This is a genomic window from Bradyrhizobium sp. CCBAU 45394 (genome assembly GCF_028128655.1).
GTDB classification, from domain to species: Bacteria; Pseudomonadota; Alphaproteobacteria; order Rhizobiales; family Xanthobacteraceae; genus Bradyrhizobium; species Bradyrhizobium diazoefficiens.
Map to the genome: position 1 here is coordinate 225,820 of NZ_LBIX01000171.1, position 19,975 is coordinate 245,794.

General features: G+C 63.0%; 16 protein-coding genes. 10 read left to right on the top strand and 6 right to left on the bottom strand.

The genetic code is table 11. The features are described from left to right. Nucleotides 1–16 precede the first annotated feature (16 nt). Together WN73_RS29040 and WN73_RS29045 are read right to left on the bottom strand one after the other, a co-directional pair. Nucleotides 17–625 carry a Maf family nucleotide pyrophosphatase gene (locus WN73_RS29040; RefSeq protein WP_028175002.1) on the bottom strand — a complete coding sequence of 203 codons (609 nt, stop codon included), beginning with the start codon at nucleotides 623–625 and terminating at the stop codon, nucleotides 17–19. An 8-nt stretch (nucleotides 626–633) separates the two neighbouring features. Further along, nucleotides 634–1,473, bottom strand: a complete 840-nt coding sequence (locus tag WN73_RS29045; protein WP_028175001.1) for a pyruvate, water dikinase regulatory protein — start codon at nucleotides 1,471–1,473, stop codon at nucleotides 634–636. A gap of 519 nt (nucleotides 1,474–1,992) precedes the next feature. Between WN73_RS29045 and hemJ the strand changes: the two genes are divergently transcribed. The 7 genes from hemJ (at nucleotide 1,993) to WN73_RS29080 (ending at nucleotide 10,673) form a co-directional block, all read left to right on the top strand. After that, complete coding sequence (hemJ, locus tag WN73_RS29050) at nucleotides 1,993–2,415, top strand: protoporphyrinogen oxidase HemJ (RefSeq protein ID WP_028175000.1); 423 nt, start codon at nucleotides 1,993–1,995, stop codon at nucleotides 2,413–2,415. Nucleotides 2,416–2,665: 250 nt separating this feature from the next. Further along, nucleotides 2,666–3,931 (top strand): transcription termination factor Rho, encoded by a 1,266-nt coding sequence (rho, locus tag WN73_RS29055; RefSeq protein WP_011083462.1) that lies wholly within the window; start codon nucleotides 2,666–2,668, stop codon nucleotides 3,929–3,931. A gap of 315 nt (nucleotides 3,932–4,246) precedes the next feature. After that, nucleotides 4,247–5,605 (top strand): tRNA uridine-5-carboxymethylaminomethyl(34) synthesis GTPase MnmE, encoded by a 1,359-nt coding sequence (mnmE, locus tag WN73_RS29060; protein WP_028174999.1) that lies wholly within the window; start codon nucleotides 4,247–4,249, stop codon nucleotides 5,603–5,605. Between the two features lie 471 nt (nucleotides 5,606–6,076). Beyond that, nucleotides 6,077–7,957, top strand: a complete 1,881-nt coding sequence (gene mnmG, locus WN73_RS29065) for a tRNA uridine-5-carboxymethylaminomethyl(34) synthesis enzyme MnmG (protein WP_028174998.1) — start codon at nucleotides 6,077–6,079, stop codon at nucleotides 7,955–7,957. Between the two features lie 165 nt (nucleotides 7,958–8,122). Beyond that, a complete protein-coding gene (gene rsmG, locus WN73_RS29070) occupies nucleotides 8,123–8,764 on the top strand; it encodes a 16S rRNA (guanine(527)-N(7))-methyltransferase RsmG (RefSeq protein ID WP_186363039.1) in 642 nt (213 codons plus the stop codon). Nucleotides 8,765–8,793: 29 nt separating this feature from the next. Next, the gene (locus WN73_RS29075; protein WP_011083458.1) at nucleotides 8,794–9,648 is read left to right on the top strand and encodes a ParA family protein; all 855 of its coding nucleotides are present in this window, start codon (nucleotides 8,794–8,796) and stop codon (nucleotides 9,646–9,648) included. A gap of 137 nt (nucleotides 9,649–9,785) precedes the next feature. Beyond that, nucleotides 9,786–10,673: a ParB/RepB/Spo0J family partition protein gene (locus WN73_RS29080; RefSeq protein ID WP_028174996.1), complete on the top strand. Its 888-nt coding sequence runs from the start codon at nucleotides 9,786–9,788 to the stop codon at nucleotides 10,671–10,673. Nucleotides 10,674–10,721: 48 nt separating this feature from the next. Here the strand turns inward: WN73_RS29080 and holA are convergent, their stop codons facing one another. The 3 genes from holA to leuS form a co-directional block, all read right to left on the bottom strand. Beyond that, a complete protein-coding gene (holA, locus tag WN73_RS29085) occupies nucleotides 10,722–11,750 on the bottom strand; it encodes a DNA polymerase III subunit delta (protein ID WP_028174995.1) in 1,029 nt (342 codons plus the stop codon). A gap of 110 nt (nucleotides 11,751–11,860) precedes the next feature. Then, complete coding sequence (gene lptE / locus WN73_RS29090) at nucleotides 11,861–12,412, bottom strand: LPS assembly lipoprotein LptE (RefSeq protein ID WP_011083455.1); 552 nt, start codon at nucleotides 12,410–12,412, stop codon at nucleotides 11,861–11,863. Further along, nucleotides 12,399–15,023 carry a leucine--tRNA ligase gene (gene leuS / locus WN73_RS29095; protein WP_028174994.1) on the bottom strand — a complete coding sequence of 875 codons (2,625 nt, stop codon included), beginning with the start codon at nucleotides 15,021–15,023 and terminating at the stop codon, nucleotides 12,399–12,401. Before leuS ends, lptE begins: the two co-directional genes overlap by 14 nt. Before the next feature lie 289 nt (nucleotides 15,024–15,312). On the opposite strand from leuS, the gene WN73_RS29100 reads away from it, so the two are divergent. Both WN73_RS29100 and WN73_RS29105 read left to right on the top strand, forming a co-directional pair. Further along, nucleotides 15,313–16,683, top strand: a complete 1,371-nt coding sequence (locus tag WN73_RS29100; RefSeq protein WP_080668220.1) for a tetratricopeptide repeat protein — start codon at nucleotides 15,313–15,315, stop codon at nucleotides 16,681–16,683. Between the two features lie 41 nt (nucleotides 16,684–16,724). Then, nucleotides 16,725–17,381, top strand: coding sequence for a hypothetical protein (locus WN73_RS29105; RefSeq protein ID WP_074076454.1), 657 nt, complete (start codon nucleotides 16,725–16,727; stop codon nucleotides 17,379–17,381). Nucleotides 17,382–17,396: 15 nt separating this feature from the next. Here WN73_RS29105 and WN73_RS29110 read toward each other — a convergent pair whose 3' ends face one another. After that, nucleotides 17,397–19,094 (bottom strand): diguanylate cyclase domain-containing protein, encoded by a 1,698-nt coding sequence (locus WN73_RS29110; protein WP_028174991.1) that lies wholly within the window; start codon nucleotides 19,092–19,094, stop codon nucleotides 17,397–17,399. 108 nt (nucleotides 19,095–19,202) lie between these two features. Here WN73_RS29110 and WN73_RS29115 point away from each other — a divergent pair, with 108 nt between their 5' ends. Then, nucleotides 19,203–19,892, top strand: a complete 690-nt coding sequence (locus WN73_RS29115) for a YggS family pyridoxal phosphate-dependent enzyme (protein ID WP_028174990.1) — start codon at nucleotides 19,203–19,205, stop codon at nucleotides 19,890–19,892. Nucleotides 19,893–19,975 lie beyond the last annotated feature (83 nt).

Consider the following 19,975-nt stretch of genomic DNA (forward strand, 5'->3'; position numbering starts at 1 on the left):
CAACCACGTCCGTCATTCAAACTGCAATTAGCTGTTCGCTCCGCAGGAACGCAAGCAGCGGCAGCAGCGGCAAACCCAAAATGGTGAAATGGTCGCCCTCGATGCGCTCGAACAGGTGAATGCCGAGGCCCTCGAGCTGATAAGCGCCTACGCTGGTCGTCACGGCGTCGCCGGCCGCGTCGAGATAGGCCGAAAGCTCCGCCTCGCTCATCTGTCGCATGGTCATGCGGGCCACCGAGACGTCCTCGAAGACAATCTTGCCGTCATGTGCCACGGCCACCGCCGAATTCAGCTCATGGCAGTTGCCGGCGAGATCACGCAATTGCGCCATCGCCTGCGCGCGGCCGGCGGGCTTGTTGAAGAGACGCTCGCCAAGGGCCAGGGTCTGGTCGGCGCCGATGACATGGCTTCCCCGATGATTGGCCGAGACGGCCTTGGCCTTTTCCCGTGCCAGCAAAAGACCGATGTCGCGAGGACTCGAGAGCTTCGACGCAGCCTGGATGCCGCGCTCGTCGATGTCGGCCTTGATCGCTATGAACTCCAGCCCGGCATTCGCCAGCAGCATCTTTCGCGCGCTACTTTGCGAGGCCAGGATCAACGGAGATTTGCCGCGCCACAAACTCATCGCGAAAACTATTCCGAGGGCCGGTTGCGCTGGCGATCGCTGTAGAGCTTCATGATCGCCGCGGCGGTTTCCTCGATCGAGCGCCGCGTGACGTCGAGCAGCGGCCAGTCGTGCTTGGCGCTGAGCTTGCGGGCGAACGCGACCTCCTCGGCGACGGACTGCCTGTCGGTATAAGTGTCGCTGCTGGAGTCGGCGCCCATCGAGAGCAGGCGGTTCTGACGGACCTGGATCAAACGTTCCGGTGTCGCATGCAGGCTGACCACGAGGGGACGCGTTAGCGTCTCCAGTTGCACCGGCACCGGAATGCCCGGCACCAGCGGCACGTTGGCGGTGCGGATGCCGCGATTGGCGAGGTAGATCGACGTCGGCGTCTTCGAGGTGCGGGAGACACCGACGAGCACCACGTCGGCATCGTCGAGACCTTCGACATGCTGACCGTCGTCATGGATCATCGTGTAGTTCAGCGCATCGATGCGCTTGAAATATTCCGCGTTGAGCACGTGCTGCGCGCCGACGCGCCCCGTGGTCGCGGCCCCAAGATACGCCTCGAACAACTGCATCACCGGGCCGATGATCGACAGGCTCGGAACATTGATCCCTTTGCACTTGTCCTCGAGCCGGAAGACCAGATCCTTCTCGAGCAACGTGAACAGCACGATGCCCGGCGCCTCCTCGATCTCGTCGAGCACGCGGTCGAGCTGCTTCTGGCTGCGCACCAGCGGATAGACATGCTCGACCGGCGTGACGTTCGCATACTGCGCGGCGACAGCGCGCGCGACGGTGATCAGCGTCTCGCCGGTGGAGTCGGATACGAGGTGCAGATGGAAATAATTGTTCGAGGTCGGCACAAAAACTCTTTGTATGAGGGCGGTGTGATGTGTGGATTTCTGTGGAGCTTAACCCCTCGGAAAGGGTTGCGCGACACCAGGGGCGGGACAAGTGCCAATTTTCTTCACACCACTGCCCGTGAGAACAAGTCCGGCGGCCCGCCGAGAGGGAAGCGGGATTGCGCGGATAACCCCCTTGATAGGCTGTCGACGGGCGCACGCAAGCCCTTGAGCCCGGACGGCTTATCGGATCCGCCGAGGCCCACGCGGGATATGTTGATGGATGTGAACAAGCGCTCGGGAAGTGGCGGACGGAATTGTGTGAGTCCAATCCACGGTCACTAAGACTCAAACCTTAAGATTCTAAAAGTTTAGGTTTAGATAAGCGGAGCGCTCGGATAAGTGTGCGCTCCCATCTATGAATGAATTCTTACCGGGCTCGTTCCATCCACTGTTTGGTGAGCAGAAGCGTTATCGAGCGAAGCGGATTCCAGTTCGCCTCGAGAAAACGCGTCGAAACAAGAAAAGGAGGCCGCCGGCATGTACGAGTGGATCAAGGCGCTGCATGTGATCGCCGTCATTTCCTGGATGGCGGGCATGCTCTATCTGCCGCGGCTGTTCGTCTATCATTGCGAGGCCGAAATCGGCTCCAAGCAGTCGGAGACGTTCAAGGTCATGGAGCGCCGGCTGCTCAAGGCGATCATCAACCCGGCCATGATCATCACCTGGCTCGCCGGGCTCTATCTCGCCTGGTCCGGCCATTGGTTTGCATCCGGTTGGCTGCACGTAAAACTGGCACTGGTCCTGGCGTTGTCCGCGGTCCACGGCTTTTTTTCCCGCTGGTTGAAGGATTTTGCTGCCGACCGGCGTCCTCGAAGTCAGAAATTCTATCGGATTATCAATGAGGTGCCGACCGTCCTGATGATTTTCATCGTCATCATGGTGATCGTGAAACCGTTCTAGGCAGCGATCTCGATTGATCGCCCAGCGCTTCGGCTTGCGCAGTGAGGGGCGATTTTCTATATTGGCGATATCCCACCCAACGCAGGCGGATGTGGTTGTGTCCGAGCTTTCCAGAGGCCGGACACCGCATCAGGTTTGAAGCCTCACCGGCACTCACCTTGCCAGACCTGCGGACCCTATCTTCCTTCTCGTCCGCATTTCAGAGCCTCCTCGCACCCCCTCCCTAAGGTTACCCCACAGGACCACCCCAATGCGGGAAATTAAACTCCAGGACCTCAAGTCGAAAACCCCGGCCGAGCTCGTCTCGTTCGCGGAAGAGAATGGGGTCGAGAATGCCAGCACCATGCGCAAGCAGGAGCTGCTGTTCGCTATCCTCAAGCAGCTTTCGCTCGCTGAGACCGACATCGTCGGTGAAGGCGTTGTCGAGGTGCTCTCCGACGGCTTCGGCTTTCTCCGCTCGCCCGATGCAAATTATCTGCCGGGCCCGGACGACATCTACGTTTCGCCTTCGCAGATCCGCCGTTTTGGCCTGCGTACCGGCGACACCATCGAAGGCCACATCCGCAGCCCGAAAGAGGGCGAGCGCTATTTCGCGCTGCTGAAGGTCAACACGCTCAATTTCGAGGACCCGGAAAAGGCCAAGCACAAGGTCAATTTCGACAACCTCACGCCGCTGTTTCCGAACCAGCGCTTCCGCATGGAAATCGACGATCCGACGCGAAAAGACCTTTCTGCAAGGGTGATCGACATCGTCGCGCCGATCGGCAAGGGCCAGCGCGCCTTGATCGTGGCGCCGCCGCGCACGGGTAAAACCGTGCTGATGCAGAACATCGCGCATTCGATCACGCACAATCATCCCGAATGCTATCTGATCGTGCTTCTGATCGACGAGCGTCCGGAAGAAGTCACGGACATGCAGCGCTCGGTGAAGGGCGAGGTCGTGTCCTCGACCTTCGACGAACCGGCGGTGCGTCACGTCCAGGTCGCCGAGATGGTGATCGAGAAGGCCAAGCGCCTGGTCGAGCATGGCCGCGACGTCGTGATCCTGCTCGATTCGATCACGCGTCTCGGCCGCGCCTACAACACCGTGGTGCCGTCATCCGGCAAGGTGCTGACCGGCGGTGTCGACGCCAACGCGCTGCAGCGCCCGAAGCGCTTCTTCGGTGCCGCCCGCAACATCGAGGAGGGCGGCTCGCTGACCATCATCGCGACCGCGCTGGTCGATACCGGCAGCCGCATGGACGAAGTCATCTTCGAAGAGTTCAAGGGCACCGGTAACTCCGAGCTGATCCTCGACCGCAAGGTCTCGGACAAGCGGACCTTCCCGGCGATCGACATCTCGCGCTCCGGTACCCGCAAGGAGGAGCTCATCACCGATCCGCAGGTGCTCAAGAAGATGTACGTGCTCCGCCGCATCCTGAACCCGATGGGCACCATGGACGCGATCGACTTCCTGCTCGACAAGCTGCGCTCGACCAAGAGCAATTCGGAGTTCTTCGACTCCATGAACACCTGAGTGCGGTGCAGCGAAGGATTGGAGGGCGCCTTCGGGCGCCCTTTTCTTTTGTGCGGCCTTGTTGCAGCGAGGGTGCAGCATCGCGAGCGGTTCGCCGTCTCACCTGATCTCTATTAATACGTTGACATAGCTAGATAATACTTGATTTTCGCCCAAGTCTGGTAGCCAAGGCGGAGAGACTTTTGCAGCAGAATGCTGTGCCTATGCTGCGATGCAATAAGCGCTTTTGCTGCGAGAATTGGTGCAGCAAAACCGTGCGGGCGTATCGGCCGAAACGGATATTTGCCTTTTCCCTGGCGGCTGGACAAATAGGCCATGCATCCGCGAGACCAGACCATCTTTGCTCTGTCGTCGGGCCGTCCGCCGAGCGCGATCGCCGTGGTGCGGGTCTCGGGCGCCCAGGCCGGCCTGGTGCTGACGACGCTCGCGGGCAAGCTGCCGGCACCGCGGCAGGCCAGCCGCCGGCTGCTCCGTGACGAGAGAGGCCAGCCGATCGACGACGCGGTCGTGCTCTGGTTTCCTGGCCCGAGTAGCGCAACAGGCGAGGACATCGCCGAATTCCACGTCCATGGCGGCCGCGCCGTGCTGGCCGCGCTTCTCTCTGCTATTTCGTTAATTCCGAATACACGGGCGGCCGAGCCCGGCGAATTCACGCGGCGCGCCTTCGAGAACGGTAAGCTCGACTTGACCGAAGCCGAGGGCCTCGACGACCTCATCCATGCCGACACCGACCGCCAGCGCCGCCAGGCGTTGCGTCAACTGCAGGGGCTGCTCGGCAACCGCGCGCGCGACTGGCGCGAGCGAATCATCGAGGCGTCGGCACTGATCGAAGCCGGCATCGATTTTTCCGACGAGGGCGATGTGCCGGCGGAGCTGAGGGCGCCGGCGGTCAAGGCGATCAAGGCGCTCCACGTCGAAATCACAGAAGTGCTTGCGGCACAGGGACATTCTGAACGCCTGCGCGATGGAATGGTGGTTGCCATCGCCGGCGAGCCGAATGTCGGTAAGTCCACGCTGATCAACCAGCTGGTGCGTCGCGAGGTCGCGATCGTCTCGCCGCATGCCGGCACCACGCGCGACGTGATCGAGGTGCAGCTCGATCTCGATGGCTATCCCGTCACTGTCATCGACACCGCCGGCATTCGCGAGACCGATGATCCCGTGGAGCAGGAGGGTGTGCGCCGCGCCCGTGCGCGAGCCGAGGACGCCGACCTCGTGCTGTGGCTGGTGGAGGGGGAGCAGGCCGCGGATCCGGCGGCGATGCGTTCGCTGTGGACGTCCGGCGACGGGAGCCATCCGTCCGGCGGCGCGGTCTGGATCGTGCGCAACAAGATCGATCTCGGCGGAGTCGGGGACGACGGGCCGCGGGGCGAGTTCGGGATCTCGGCGAGCCGCGGAGACGGGATTCGCGAGCTGGTCGACGCCCTCGTGAAGTTCGCCGCCGAGTTCTTTGGAACCAGTGAGGGCGTATTGGTGACCCGGGCCCGCCAACGCGATCTGTTGCGCCAGGCGTCAGACAGCTTGCGCCGAAGTCTGGAGCTTGTAGGAGAGGGCGAAGAGCTGGCGGCCGAGGAGCTTCGTTCCGCCGCCTATGCCCTGGGCCGGCTGTTGGGCCGGGTGGACGTTGAAGACGTCCTTGGGGCCATCTTCCAGAAATTCTGTATCGGAAAGTAGCGCTAGTTCTTCATTGTAGAACTAGTGCTTGTTCCATTGCTTGGTGTTTCACGTGAAACAGGGGGGCGGTTCCGCTTGCGTGGAAGGCGGGTGGGGCCTGTTTCACGTGAAACGAACCTTAGGCGGGTTCGCGCGCTGGATCTGACCTCGCCGCGAAACGGTCCGGATTTGGAGCTGGGCGCGTGCTTCAATCTCGTCATTGCGAGGAGCTCTTGCGACGAAGCAATCCAGACTGCCTCTGCGGAGACAGTCTGGATTGCTTTGCTACGCTCGCAATGACGCACGTGGCACCGATCTCGCCTCCATCGATACGTTTCACGTGAAACATAGTGATTTCAAACCCCAGCCTACTGTGCATGGGTTGTTTTCGCGAAACCGCACTTCGTCCTCCCGACCGCCTCGTTTCACGTGAAACAACCGGCACCCAGTTTCCACTTCCGGCTTCTCCGCCTCTGAGCTAGAAGTCCGCCCATGCGACCAGAGCGAGAGAGTTTCGACGTCATCGTGATTGGCGGCGGCCACGCCGGCTGTGAAGCCGCGGCTGCGTCTGCCCGGATGGGCGCCGCGACCGCTCTGGTGACGCATCGCTTCTCGACTGTCGGCGCGATGTCCTGCAATCCCGCCATCGGCGGTCTCGGCAAGGGCCATCTGGTCCGCGAGGTCGATGCGCTGGATGGTCTGATGGGCCGGGTCGGCGATGCCGGCGGCATCCAGTTTCGTGTCCTCAATCGCCGCAAGGGCCCCGCGGTCCGCGGCCCCCGGGCCCAGGCCGACCGGAAGCTCTATGCCGCCGCGATGCAGGCCGCGATCCGGGAGACCGAGGGTCTTTCCGTCATCGAGGGTGAGGCCGACGAGCTGATTGTGGTCGAGGGCCGGGTGACCGGTCTTCGCCTGGCCGACGGCCGGGAGTTCGGGACCGGGTCCATTGTTGTCACCACCGGCACCTTCCTGCGTGGTCTGATCCATCTCGGTGAGAAGAACTGGCCCGCCGGCCGCGTCGGCGAGGCGCCCGCGATGGGCCTTTCAGGCTCCTTCGAGCGCGCCGGCTTCACCTTGGGACGGCTGAAGACCGGGACGCCACCGCGTCTGGATGGCTCCACGATCGACTGGTCGGCGGTGGAAATGCAGCCCGGAGACGAGCCGCCGGAGCCGTTCTCGGTCATGACCGACCGGATCACGACCCCGCAGATCCAGTGCGGGATCACCCGGACCACGGCCGCGACCCATGAGGTGATCCGGGCCAATGTCCATCGCTCTCCGATGTACTCCGGGCAGATCAAGAGCTCCGGACCGCGCTATTGCCCCTCGATCGAGGACAAGATCGTCCGGTTCGGTGACCGCGACGGCCACCAGATCTTCCTGGAGCCGGAAGGGCTCGACGACAGCACCGTCTATCCCAACGGCATCTCGACCTCGCTGCCGGAGGAGGTCCAGCTCGCGATCCTCGCCAGCATTCCCGGTCTTGAACGGGTCAAGATGGTGCGCCCGGGCTACGCCATCGAATACGACCACATCGATCCCCGCGAGCTCGATCCGACCCTCCAGACCAAGCGTCTGCGCGGTCTGTTCCTGGCCGGGCAGATCAACGGCACCACTGGGTACGAGGAGGCCGCCGGGCAGGGCATCGTGGCCGGGCTGAACGCGGCTTTGGCCGCCAGCGGGGCTGCACTGGTGGTCTTCGACCGTGCCGATGGCTATCTCGGCGTGATGATCGACGACCTTGTCACCCGGGGGATCAGCGAGCCCTATCGGATGTTCACCTCGCGGGCCGAGTACCGGCTGACGCTGCGGGCCGACAATGCCGATCAGCGACTGACCGAGAAGGGCATCGCTCTGGGGTGCGTTGGGAACGCCCGGACCCTGCATCACCGGACCAAGATGGAGGCCCTGAACGCCGCCCGAGCACTGTCGAAGTCTCTGACCATCACTCCGAATGAGGCGATCAAGCACGGACTGTCCCTGAACCGGGACGGTCAACGCCGCTCGGCCTTCGAGCTGATGGCCTATCCGGACATCGGCTGGAGCCAGGTCCGCGCCATCTGGCCGGAGCTGTCGGCGATCGACCCGGTCATCGCCACCCATCTCGAGATCGACGCCAAGTACGACGTCTATCTGGAGCGCCAGAGCGCCGACGTCGAAGCCTTCCGGCGCGACGAGGGGCTGGTGCTGTCAGAGGTCGATTATCAGCTGGTGCCAGGTCTCTCCAATGAGGTGAGGGCCAAGCTGGAGAAGGCGCGGCCGTTCACGGTCGGCCAGGCCGGCCGGATCGATGGCATGACGCCGGCGGCGCTCGGCATCCTCGCGGCCTATCTCCGGCGCGAGGCAAGGAAGACCTCAAAGGCAATTGCATAGGCGTTTCACGTGAAACAGCGCGGACCGGCCGGCGGTCGATCGTCATCGCCGAGACCTTCATCGCCGAAACCTTCAGCACCAGGATCTGGAGCGGGCGAGGGACCCGACGGTCGATCTGCACCGGCCAGCCAGAAGATCAACAAGGCCAGCGCCAACGATCGATCGTTGGACTCGGTCATAGCGGCGGACAAGATCGCAGCGCTGAAGCTTGCGCCCGTTTCACGTGAAACCGAGGCCCGGCTCGATCGCTACATCGCGCTGCTGCGGGAGTGGCAGGCCAAGACCAATCTCGTCGCGCCCTCGACCTTGCCGCACCTCTGGACCCGGCATATCGCCGACTCGCTTCAGCTCGTCGATCTTGTCCCAACGGCCAGGCGCTGGGCCGATCTCGGCAGCGGCGGCGGATTTCCGGGCGTCGTCCTAGCCTGTGCCATGGCGGAGACACCCGGTGCGAGCGTTCACCTCGTCGAGCGAATCGCCAAGAAGGCGGCGTTCCTGCGCGAAGCAATTCGGATCACCACATCTCCGGGAGTCGTACATCTCGCTGAGATCGGGGATAATGTGGATAGAATCACCGGCCCGGTCGATTGCGTCACCGCGCGTGCACTGGCTCCGCTACATCAACTCATCGGCTTTGCGGAGCCGCTGATGCGCCAGGGCGCAAAAGCGTTGTTTCCAAAGGGTCAAGATGTAGAGGCTGAATTGACCGAAGCCGCTAAATATTGGAATATTCAGCCGCAGCTCCACCAAAGCCGTACCGGTGACGGCTGGATCGTGGAGCTCAATGCCGCCGAACGGCGCGGCTGAGACGTTCAGGGGCGAGTGGGGAATTTGCGATGAGCGTGATTGACGAGCCGCAGCAAGAACAGACCGACGTGGTCCCGCAGGGCCACCCGCGGATCCTCGCGCTGGCGAATCAAAAAGGCGGCGTGGGGAAAACAACCACAGCGATCAACCTTGGCACGGCGCTCGCCGCGATTGGCGAGCGCGTTCTGATCGTCGATCTCGATCCGCAGGGCAACGCCTCGACCGGCCTCGGCATCGATCGCCGCAACCGCTCCTGTTCGACCTATGACGTGCTGGTCGGCGAAGCGGCCTTGCGCGAGGCGGTGGTGTCGACGGCGGTGCCGCGGCTGCACATCGCGCCCTCGACCATGGACCTCTCCGGCCTCGAGCTCGAGCTCGGCACCACGCCCGGCCGCGCCTTCAAGCTGCGCGACGCGATCGGTGCGCTCAACAACAACGTCTCGCCGGACGCGGATTACACCTATGTGCTGATCGACTGCCCGCCCTCGCTCAACCTTCTGACGGTGAACGCGATGGCGGCGTCCGATGCGATCCTGGTGCCGCTCCAGTGCGAGTTCTTCGCGCTCGAAGGTCTGTCGCAATTGCTGCAGACGGTGGAGCAGGTCCGCTCGACGCTCAACCCGAACCTGTCGATCCACGGCATCGTGCTGACCATGTTCGACTCGCGCAACAACCTCTCGAACCAGGTCGTCGCCGACGTCCGCCAGTTCATGGGCGAGAAGGTCTACAAGACCATGATCCCGCGCAACGTGCGCATCTCGGAAGCGCCGTCCTACGGCAAGCCGGTGCTGGTCTACGATCTCAAATGCGTCGGCAGCGAAGCCTATCTGCGGCTTGCCACCGAAGTGATCCAGCGCGAGCGCGAGCTGCGCACGACGCATTGACGATGCCGTAGGGTGGGCAAAGGCGTCTTCGCCGTGCCCACCGTCTTCCGCACACAATCGGTGGGCACGCTTCGCTTTGCCCACCCTACGATAATTCAGTTCTGGAGTGCTGCACCGTGAATCCAAGGGAGCTGGCGATGGCCGACGAAGCGCGTTCGCGACTGGGCCGGGGTCTTGCAAGTCTGATCGGTGACGTCGGCGGCGAGGCTCAGCACGTCGATCGTCCGCGCGCGCAGCGCAAGGTGCCGATCGAATTCATCAAGCCCAACCCGCGCAACCCGCGCCGCACCTTTTCGGAAACCGAGCTCAAGGAGCTCAGCGATTCGATCCGGCAGCACGGCGTGATCCAGCCGATCGTGGTGCGTCCGGTGAAGGGCGCGCAGGACCGCTACGAGATCATCGCCGGCGAACGGCGCTGGCGCGCTTCGCAAATGGCAGGCCTGCATGAAGTGCCGATCGTGCCGGTCGACATCAGCGACAGCGATGCGCTGGAGTTCGCGATCATCGAGAACGTGCAGCGCGAAGACCTCAATCCGATGGAGGAGGCGCAGGGCTATCACGCGCTCGCCAATGAGTTCAAACGCAGCCAGGACGACATCGCGAAAGTCGTCGGCAAGAGCCGCAGCCACGTCGCCAACATGATGCGGCTGACGAAGCTGCCGGCCGAGGTGCAGGCCTTCATCGCGACCGGCCAGCTGACGGCCGGTCACGCCCGCGCGCTGATCGGCGTGCCCGATCCGCTCGCTGCCGCCAGGCGCATCGTCGAGGAAGGTCTCAACGTCCGCCAGGCCGAGGCGCTCGCGCATGAAGAGGGCGTTCCGGAGCGCAAGCCGCAGAAGGCGCGCAGCACCGCGGGGAAGGAAAAGGACCCTGACACGATCGACCTCGAAAAGCGCGTCAGCGACGCGCTCGGTCTCAAGGTCACCGTCAATCACCGCGACCCCGGCGGCTCCGTGCAGATCAACTACCGCAACCTCGACCAGCTCGACGAAGTCATGAAGCGGCTGGCGAAGGGCGCGCTGTAGTCTTCGCCGCTATTCCGGGCTCGCGATCACGCGCGGAGAGAGCTGGACTTAGCCCCGCCGCTTGGCGTTCGCGGCGATCGCCATCAGCGTGCGCTGGGCGATGGCGGCGGCGAGGGTGGATTGCTTGCGGGTGTCGAGCGCGGCGGTTGCTAGCTGCTCGATGATGGCGGCGAGCCGCGCCACGCTAAAATTGCGCAGCGCCGTCTCCACCGCCGGCTTTCGCGAAAAGTGCAGCCGCGGAAAGCCGCCGTCGAGCACGGCGGAGGCAGGCTGGCCGTCGGCGATCGCAAGCGCGGATTTGTGCAGCCACGCGGCCTGGCGCTGCGCGGCCGAGATGATCACGCCGGGATAGGTGCCGGCGATCATGGCTTTGGCGAACTCGGTCTCGACGATGTCGGGCCGGCCGGCGAAGGCGCCGTCGACGATCGGATCGAGCTTCAGTTCGGAAGCATCGGCGACCACCGCCATCACGTCTTCCAGCGTGATCTCGCCTTTGCCATGTGCATAGAGCGTCAGCTTGCGCAGCTCGTTGCGCGAGGCCTGGCGGTCGCCGCCGAGAAACGACATCAGCGCCGCGCGGGCATCCTGCGCGATGCGCAAGTTTGCGATGCGAAGCTCGTCGTCCATCAGCTTGGCCAAGTCGCGCTCGGTGTCGGGATAGCAGCCGATCGCCACGGCCGTCTTGGCGCGCTCGCAGGCCTTACGCAGCGGCGATTCCGGGCGCAGCTCGCCGGCCTCGATCACGATGCGGCAATCCTTCACGCCCATCTCGGCCAGCGTGTCGATGCCGCTGGCGAAGCTGCGCGAGCCTGCGCGCACGCGGATGGCGCGTCGGCCGCCGAACAGCGGCACCGTCATGGCTTCGTCGACGAGACGCGACGGCTCGGCGGACAGCTCGTCGCCATCGAGCCTGACCAGCGAGAACGGATCGTTGGGGTCGTCCACGGCGGAGGCGATCAGCGCGTCGGCGCGTTCACGCACCAGCCCGGCGTCGGGACCGTAGAGCAGGACGATCGGCCGGCCCGCGTCGGGGCGGGCGAGGAAGGCGTCGATCTCTTTTCCACGCAGCGCGACCATCGGGCCTAGATCGTCATTCCGGGGCGCGTAGCGCGAACCCGGAATCCAGTGGTTGGGAATCGAGATTCCGGGTTCGCACCACGCGCGCCCCGGAACGACGGGAATGTGAATTAGCTGCCCGCGGTGAAGAACGAGGCGAGCCGGGTGTTGATGTTCTCGGCGATCTCGTTGGCGGCACGATCCTCCGCATCGCGCACCGCGCGGTTGCGGGAGAAGCGCTGGTAGGAGCCGGGATTGTCATAGGACACGCGCGAGAACGTCGTGCCGGTCATCACCGACTTGCCGCTCGCGACCTCGATCAGGTTGTACTGGGCGTCGATGCCGTAATTCTCGCTGGTCGGCAGTCCCGTTGCCTGGCTGATGATCAGGGACGACCGGCTGGAGGTGAAGCGGATCTCCAGGCGGTGAGTCGGCGGCATGCCCGTGGCCGTGCCGTACAGCTTGAAGGCGAGAGCATTGCGGACCTCGACGCCGACGCGGGCCTCGCGGGAGGCGTTGGGCTTGGGGATCGGGGGCAGCTCGACGCCCATCAGCTTCTCACGCAAGCCGGGGGTGCCGTCAGTATGCTCGGCATACATCGGCCGGAAGCAGCCGGCCGTCAGCGCCGCCAGAGCGACGACTGCCAGCAAACGGGCTGCGATGCGGATCCTAGCCGACAACATTCACGATCCTCTTGGGGACGATGATCACCTTGCGGACGGGCTTGCCGTCCAGCGCCAGCTTTACCGCATCGAGGGCCAAAACGGCAGCCTCGATTTCCGGATTCTGGGCCGCTGTTGCAACTGAGACCTCACCCCGCTTCTTGCCGTTGACCTGGACCACCAGGGTCACGCTGTCTTCAACCAGCAAATCGCGTTCGATTTGGGGCCAATTGGCCTCCGAAACCAGCCCCTTCTGGCCCAGCACCTGCCAGCACTCCTCGGCCAGATGCGGCATCATCGGGGAGAACAGCTGGACCAGGATCTGGCTGGCCTCCCGGATCGCCCAAGCCAAGTCCGCGGCCGGCTGGCCGGGGCGCTGGAGGACCTCGGAGAACGCATTGGTGAATTCGCGGATATGGGCGAGGCAGACGTTGAAGTGCAGCCGCTCGATCCCGGTGGTGACCTTGTCCAGCGCGCCATGGGCGGCCTTGCGCAAGGCGGTCGCATCCGCCCCGAACGAGGCCGGCCGGGCCGCCGGCGCCGCCTTGCCGAGTTCGACGGAATCGTTCACCAGCCGCCACAGCCGCTGCACGAAGCGCGAGGCGCCCTGGACGCGCTCGTCGCTCCAGATCACGTCGCGGTCGGGCGGGGAGTCCGACAGCATGAACCAGCGCGCGACGTCGGCGCCGTAGGTCTCGATGATGTCGTCGGGGTCGACGGTGTTCTTTTTCGACTTCGACATCTTCTCGATCGCGCCGATCTGGATGTCTTCGCCCGTCGTCAGCAGGGTTGCGCGGCGCCCGTTGCCGCCGAGTTCGATCTTGACCTCGGCCGGCTGTACATAGGACCCGTCGGCCTTCTGGTAGGTCTCGTGCACCACCATGCCTTGCGTGAACATGCCTGCGAACGGCTCGTCCAGCGCAACGTGCCCGGTCGCCTTCATCGCGCGGGTGAAGAAGCGGCTGTAGAGCAGATGCAGGATCGCGTGCTCGACGCCGCCGATATACTGGTCGATCGGCAGCATCCGGTTGGCGACCGCGGGCGTCGTCGGTGCGTTCTCGTTCCAGGGATCGGTGAAGCGCGCAAAGTACCAGGACGAGTCCACGAAGGTGTCCATGGTGTCGGTTTCGCGCTGCGCCTTGCCGCCGCATTGCGGGCAAGTGACGTGCTTCCAGGTCGGATGATGATCGAGCGCGTTGCCCGGCTTGTCGAAGGTCGCATCGTCAGGCAGCTTCACCGGCAGGTCGGCGTCCGGCACCGGCACCACATCGCATGTCGGGCAATGGATGACGGGGATCGGGCAGCCCCAATAGCGCTGGCGCGAAATGCCCCAGTCGCGCAGGCGGAAATTCACCTGACGCTCGCCGACCGGCGCGTTGCCGCGCAGTTCGCTTTCGAGGCGTTTTGCGACTTCATCCTTGGCCTGCTCGATGGTCATGCCGTCGAGGAAGCGCGAATTGATCATGCGGCCGTCACCGTCATAAGCGGTGTCGGTGATGACGAACGATTTCGGATCCTGGCCCTCGGGGCACACCACCGGCGTGTTGCCGAGGTTGTACTTGTTGACGAAGTCGAGGTCGCGCTGGTCATGCGCGGGGCAGCCGAAGATCGCGCCGGTGCCGTATTCCATCAGCACGAAGTTGGCGACATAGACCGGCAGCTTCCAGCTCGGGTCGAACGGATGGATCGCGCGGATGCCGGTGTCGAAACCCTGCTTCTCCGCGGTGTCGATGATCTCCTGCGCGGTGCCGATCTTCTTGATCTCGGCGATGAACTCCGCAAGCTTCGGGTCCTTCGCGGCGGCGGCCGTCGCCAGCGGATGATCCGCCGAGATCGCCATGAACTTGGCTCCGAACAGCGTGTCGGGGCGCGTCGTGAAAATCTTCAGCTCGCTCTCGCCGGCCGGCGTCGTCGCCTGATCCAGCGCGAAGCGCACCAGGAGGCCCTCGGAGCGGCCGATCCAGTTGCGCTGCATCAGCCGCACCTTGTCGGGCCAGCGGTCGAGCGTATCCAGCGCGGACAAGAGCTCCTGCGAGTACTTCGTGATCTTGAAGACCCACTGATTCATTTCCCGCTGCTCGACAATGGCACCGGAACGCCAGCCTTTGCCGTCGATCACCTGCTCGTTGGCGAGCACGGTCATGTCGACCGGGTCCCAGTTCACCTTGCGCTTCTCGCGCTCGGCAAGGCCCGCACGCAGGAAGTCCAGGAACATCTTCTGCTGGTGCTTGTAGTAAGAGGGATCGCAGGTCGCGATCTCGCGGCTCCAGTCCAGCGACAGCCCGATCGAGCGGAGCTGCTTCTTCATCGCGGCGATGTTGTCGTAGGTCCAGGCTTTCGGGGCGACCTTGCGCTCGATCGCGGCGTTCTCGGCCGGCAGGCCGAAAGCGTCCCAGCCCATCGGGTGCAGCACGTTGAACCCCTTGGCGCGCATGAAGCGGGCCAGCACGTCGCCGAGCGTGTAGTTCCGGACATGGCCGATGTGGATGCGCCCGGACGGGTAGGGGAACATCTCCAGCACATAGTATTTCGGCCGCGAATCGTCGTTCTTGGAGACGAAGATCGCCTTTTCGTCCCAGGCGGCTTGCCAGCGCGGTTCGGAATCGCGGGCGTTATAGCGTTCGGAGGTCATGGAATCGTTGGTTTTTTCGTGGGTTCGGCGGTCTGAAGTGGCCGGACTAGGCCATAAAAGCGACCGTGGGGTCAACGGATGAGTATTGACAACCAACGGCACCGGGAACACAATCCCTAGTCGTATTTCACCTTCGTATACGCCATGAAGCGATTTTTGAGAGTGTTACTGGTTTTCGCCCTGACAGCGACGACGTTAGCTGAAGTGGCAACAATAATTTGCCTGACCACAACAGTTTCCGCAGAGGCTCGCCCGCGCGATCCTTAGCTGCAGTCTGGGCGGAGTATGCGTGTGGTACGGGCATCGACAAGGGGGCCCGGAAGTGCCCATTTGCGCGCTGCGTAAACATCTCAGGCCATGGGCCTGGCTAGCCGCTCTGCTGGCGAGTGGACTGTGCGCGGCTGCCGCAGACGACGTCGAGACCTGCAAAAAGATAGACCCGCTCATCTCACCCGATGCATGCACTGCCGCAATCAAATCGGGGAGCGTTCAGGGCCACGATCTGGCTGTCCTTTATCTGAACCGTGGCTTTCTCGCCAGTCGCGCAAACGATTTCGACAAAGCAATCCAGGACTACAGCGAGGCAATCAAGGTTGACCCGCAATATGCGAATGCTTTCAACAATCGGTGCGCCGTCTACGTCAGAAAGCGCGAATTCAATCGCGCGATCGAGGATTGCGACAACGCCATCAACCTGAACGCAAACTACACAAGTGCTTACGTGAGCAGGGGCAACGCCTACCGCCTGAAAAATCTGCATAGTCAGGCTATCATGGACTACGAGCGCGCCATCGCGCTCGACAAGAATTCAACGGCTGCGCTCTTCGGTGCCGCTCTCTCTTATACGTCCATAGAAGACTACGGACGTGCCATTGAAGTCTATGGCGAAGTCCTCAAACTCGACAGTAAGAGCACTCAGGCGCTTAACAATCGGGGCTTGATCTACCTGAGACTGCATGACCTGGATCGCGCGATCAAGGACTTCAGCGCGGCGATCGATCTCGATCCGACGTTCGTCTATGCCCTGAACAATCGGTGTTCGGCCTACAACAGCTTGAAAGACGCGGACAATGCCTTGAAGGATTGCGACCGCGCGATCGAGCTCGTTCCAACCTATGTAAATCCCTACATTGGACGGGGGCGGGCCCATCGTTTGAAGAATCAAACCGACCTGGCGCTCAATGACTACGATCGGGCGATCGCGCTCGACCCGAAATCCGCGAGCGCATTCTTTGGGCGCGCGTACGTTCACGACCAAAGAGAGGAATATAAACAAGCTGCGGACGACTACACCAAAGCCTCACAATTGAACCCGAACGATCCCGAGACATGGAATAATCTGTGCTGGGCTCTTGGCATCATAGATCAGCTGAAAACGGCACTCTATGCCTGCGACCGGTCGCTTTCATTGCGGCCGAACAGCGCCGTCACGTCAAATAGCCGCGGTCTTGTCAACCTCAAGTCGGGAAATCTAGCCCAGGCCATCGAGGACTACGATCGGGCGCTCAATATGAGTCCGAAGGATGAGAACTCCCTCTATGGCCGCGGTATCAGCAAGTTGAAGCTTGGCGATCGTGCCGGCGGCGAAGAAGATATTAATGCGGCCAAGGCGATCAGCAGCAGCGTCGCCGACGATTTCAAGAAACTAGGAATTCGGTAAGATTACGAAACAAGTCGCTCCATATATTGGAGGATTGGCAAATGAACGAATTGCTCAGCCGGGATGTCGTCCTGCTCTTCGCATTGTGCGTCACTTACATCTTCTGGGCGGTCGTACCCCTGCTTCCTGCGGTTATGATCTACCGGCTGTTTCCCAACGCGCCGGTTGATACGCAATGGAAGATACTGGGAGTTGCAGTGAAAGCGGGCGGAGCGGCCGGCTTCTACTTCGCGATCCTGGCGCTCGGCTTCTTCAAGTTTCTCGAGCCGACGATTGAGTATGTGCGAGGTCTTCAGCGTCCCTATTGGACGGTCGAAGCCTTGGTTCAATTCGTCGAATCGGACGACAGCGTAAGCAGGCCTTACACCACCAACTCTGCGGAGCAGATACGGATTCAGCCCTATGCATATGATTTCAAGCAAACGGACGATCAGACCTATCTGATTACGATGAGGTTTGCCGAGCTCAACAGCGACACTGATTCGATCAGACTCATTTTTCCCGAGGGGATCGGCTTTATCCCTCTCAAGCAAATGATGAGCAGCGACAACACGAACAATTTCCTTAAGCGTGTTAGTCTGACAAAGGGTCCTCCGACGAAGATTCATCCACCCGTCAAGTGGGGACAAAATGCGCCGTCGGTCTCCGACCTGTCGCAAAAGCTGGAGCGCGGTCTCGAAACGATATCTTCCCGGTAGTCTTGCAGCCGGCCGTCAGCCCGCCATCATCATGTCCGCTGCGCCGGTCTCGATCGCCTGCACGCCGTGCTCGACGACGTTGTTGCGGCCGCGGTGTTTTGCGGCGTAGAGGGCGGCGTCAGCGGCTTCGATCAGGTCGCCGGGGCGCAAGGCCTCGTTGGGCTTCGCTGCGGCAACGCCGATCGAGACGGTGACGATCATGTGGGCGGACGTGATGTGCGGCAGGCAGAGCCTCAGCACGGCCGCACGCACCAGTTCGCCGATCTCCACGGCGCGGTCCACGTCGGTGTTCGGCAGCAGCAGGCAGAATTCCTCGCCGCCATAGCGCGCCGCAAAGCCCATCGTGTCGGCGGCGATACCGGACAGCGACTCGCCGAGCCGGGTCAGGCAGGAATCGCCTTCGAGATGGCCGTAAGTGTCGTTGAAGAGCTTGAAGTGGTCGACGTCGATCATCAGCAGCGCGAGGTCGCTGCCATATTGCTGCGCGCGCATCCATTCGAAGTCGAGCCGGCTCTGGAAGCCGCGGCGGTTGGCTAGGCCCGACAGCATGTCGATCGAGGCCATTACCGTCAGCCGGTCGTTGCTCGCGATCAGCTCGCGCTCGCGCTGGCTCAATTGCGCGGCCATCGCGTTGAACGCGCGGGCCAGCGGCACGAATTCGGCCGGCAGGCGATTGCGCGCCGCGCGTGCCGACAGATCGCCCTCGCCGAGGCGCTTGGCCATGTCGGCAAGCATCTCGATCGGCTTGATCACCAGCTTCTCGGCGGCGATCAGCGCGCCGAGCAGGACGAACAGGACGACGAAAGCGAGCTGGAGATAGGCGGTGCGGATATCGCGGCTCACGGCCGCAGACACCTTGTCCTCGTCGATGCTGGCGATCAGGCGGGCATTTGTGCCGGCGATGCGGATGTAGCTGACGGCGCGGCGCGAGCCGTCGGCGGCGAGGAAGGACAGCGAGCCCTCGTCCTGGTCCGACCGCAGCGCCTTGTCGGCGATTGCGGACATCAGCGGCATGTTGTCGAGGGGACGGCCGACCGCGCTGTGCTGGTCGGCGGGGGCGGCCAGCACGGTGCCCGCGCTGTCGACCAGCACGGCGGTGATGCCGGCGCGACCACCGAGATTGCTCATGACCTTCGACATCCAGTCGAGGTTGACGGTGGCGAGCACGACGGCATCGGCGACGCCGCTGAAGGCGGACACCGGATAGACCGCCATGACGGTCGGTGACGGCACCGGCCGCGACAGGATGAAGTCGCTCAGCACGAAACGGCCGGTTTCCTGCGCCTGCTGGAAGTAAGGCCGGTCGCTGAGATCGAGGCCGACATACATGTTGTTGGTGGCGCACTGGATGCGTCCGTCCTGGCCGGCGATCAGAAGCGTGCGGATCCAGGGAAGGTTCGACGGCAGGCTCGCGCGCAGCACGTCGCAGCTCTTGCTGATGCCGCCGGCGGAGGCGCGGATGAAGGCTTCCGATTTCAGGATGGTCTCGACCGACGAGATCACCTCGCGCTGCGCATCGGCGCTGTGCCTTGCGACGGTGTTGAACTCGGCCGCGGCCTGCGCGATTTGGCTGGTGCGCGTGTTCTCGAGCGAACGGATGCGCTCGAGCATCAAGGGCGCCACCAGAATCACGGCGAGTAACGCAAGCCGCGCCCGGATTCCAAGGACCTGCTTGAGTTTTGCTCGCTTACGGTTGAAACTGACGTTTGCCATCTTCGCTGCCCACCCCATGGGCCAAGGTAAAGCGAAGGGTTCAAAAACTCTTTCTTGAACTCGGTAAAATTGGACTTACCTCGGTTACGACCACAGCCAATCGACGTCATGACAGAAGCCAACGCCGCGCCGGTAACCGGCCATTCACCAAACGCGCTCGCCGCGGTCGAAGCCGAAATCGCCCGCGCCTGCAGGGACGCGCGGCGGGATCGCGCCTCGGTCACGCTGATCGCGGTGTCGAAGACCTTCGACGCGGATGCAATTACCCCGGTCATCGTCGCCGGACAGCGCGTATTTGGCGAGAATCGGGTGCAGGAGGCCAAAGGCAAGTGGCCGGCGTTAACGTCCGTTTACCCCGATATTGCGCTGCATCTGATCGGACCGCTGCAATCCAACAAGGCGAAAGAGGCGGTCGCGCTGTTCGACGCCATCCATTCGGTTGACCGCCCGAGCATTTGCCAGGCGTTAGCCAAGGAAATCGAATCCCAGAAAAAGCACCCGCAGCTCTTCGTCCAGATCAACACCGGCGAGGAGCCGCAGAAGGCCGGCGTCGCGCCCGGCGAGGCCGATGCCTTCCTCGCAAGCTGCCGCGATACCTATGGACTGACGATCTCCGGACTGATGTGCATCCCGCCGGTGGACGAGCCGCCGGCGGCGCATTTCGCGCTGACCGCCAAGATCGCCGCGCGTAACGGCTTGAAGAATCTCTCGATGGGCATGAGCGCGGATTTCGCCACCGCCATCATGCTCGGCGCCACGCATGTGCGCGTGGGAAGCGCCATCTTCGGGCATAGATAATTGTCTTGGGTCGTCCTGGCGAAAGCCAGGACCCATTACCCCAGGGAGTGGTTTGGCGAAGATTGGCCGTCGGTATTGCAACG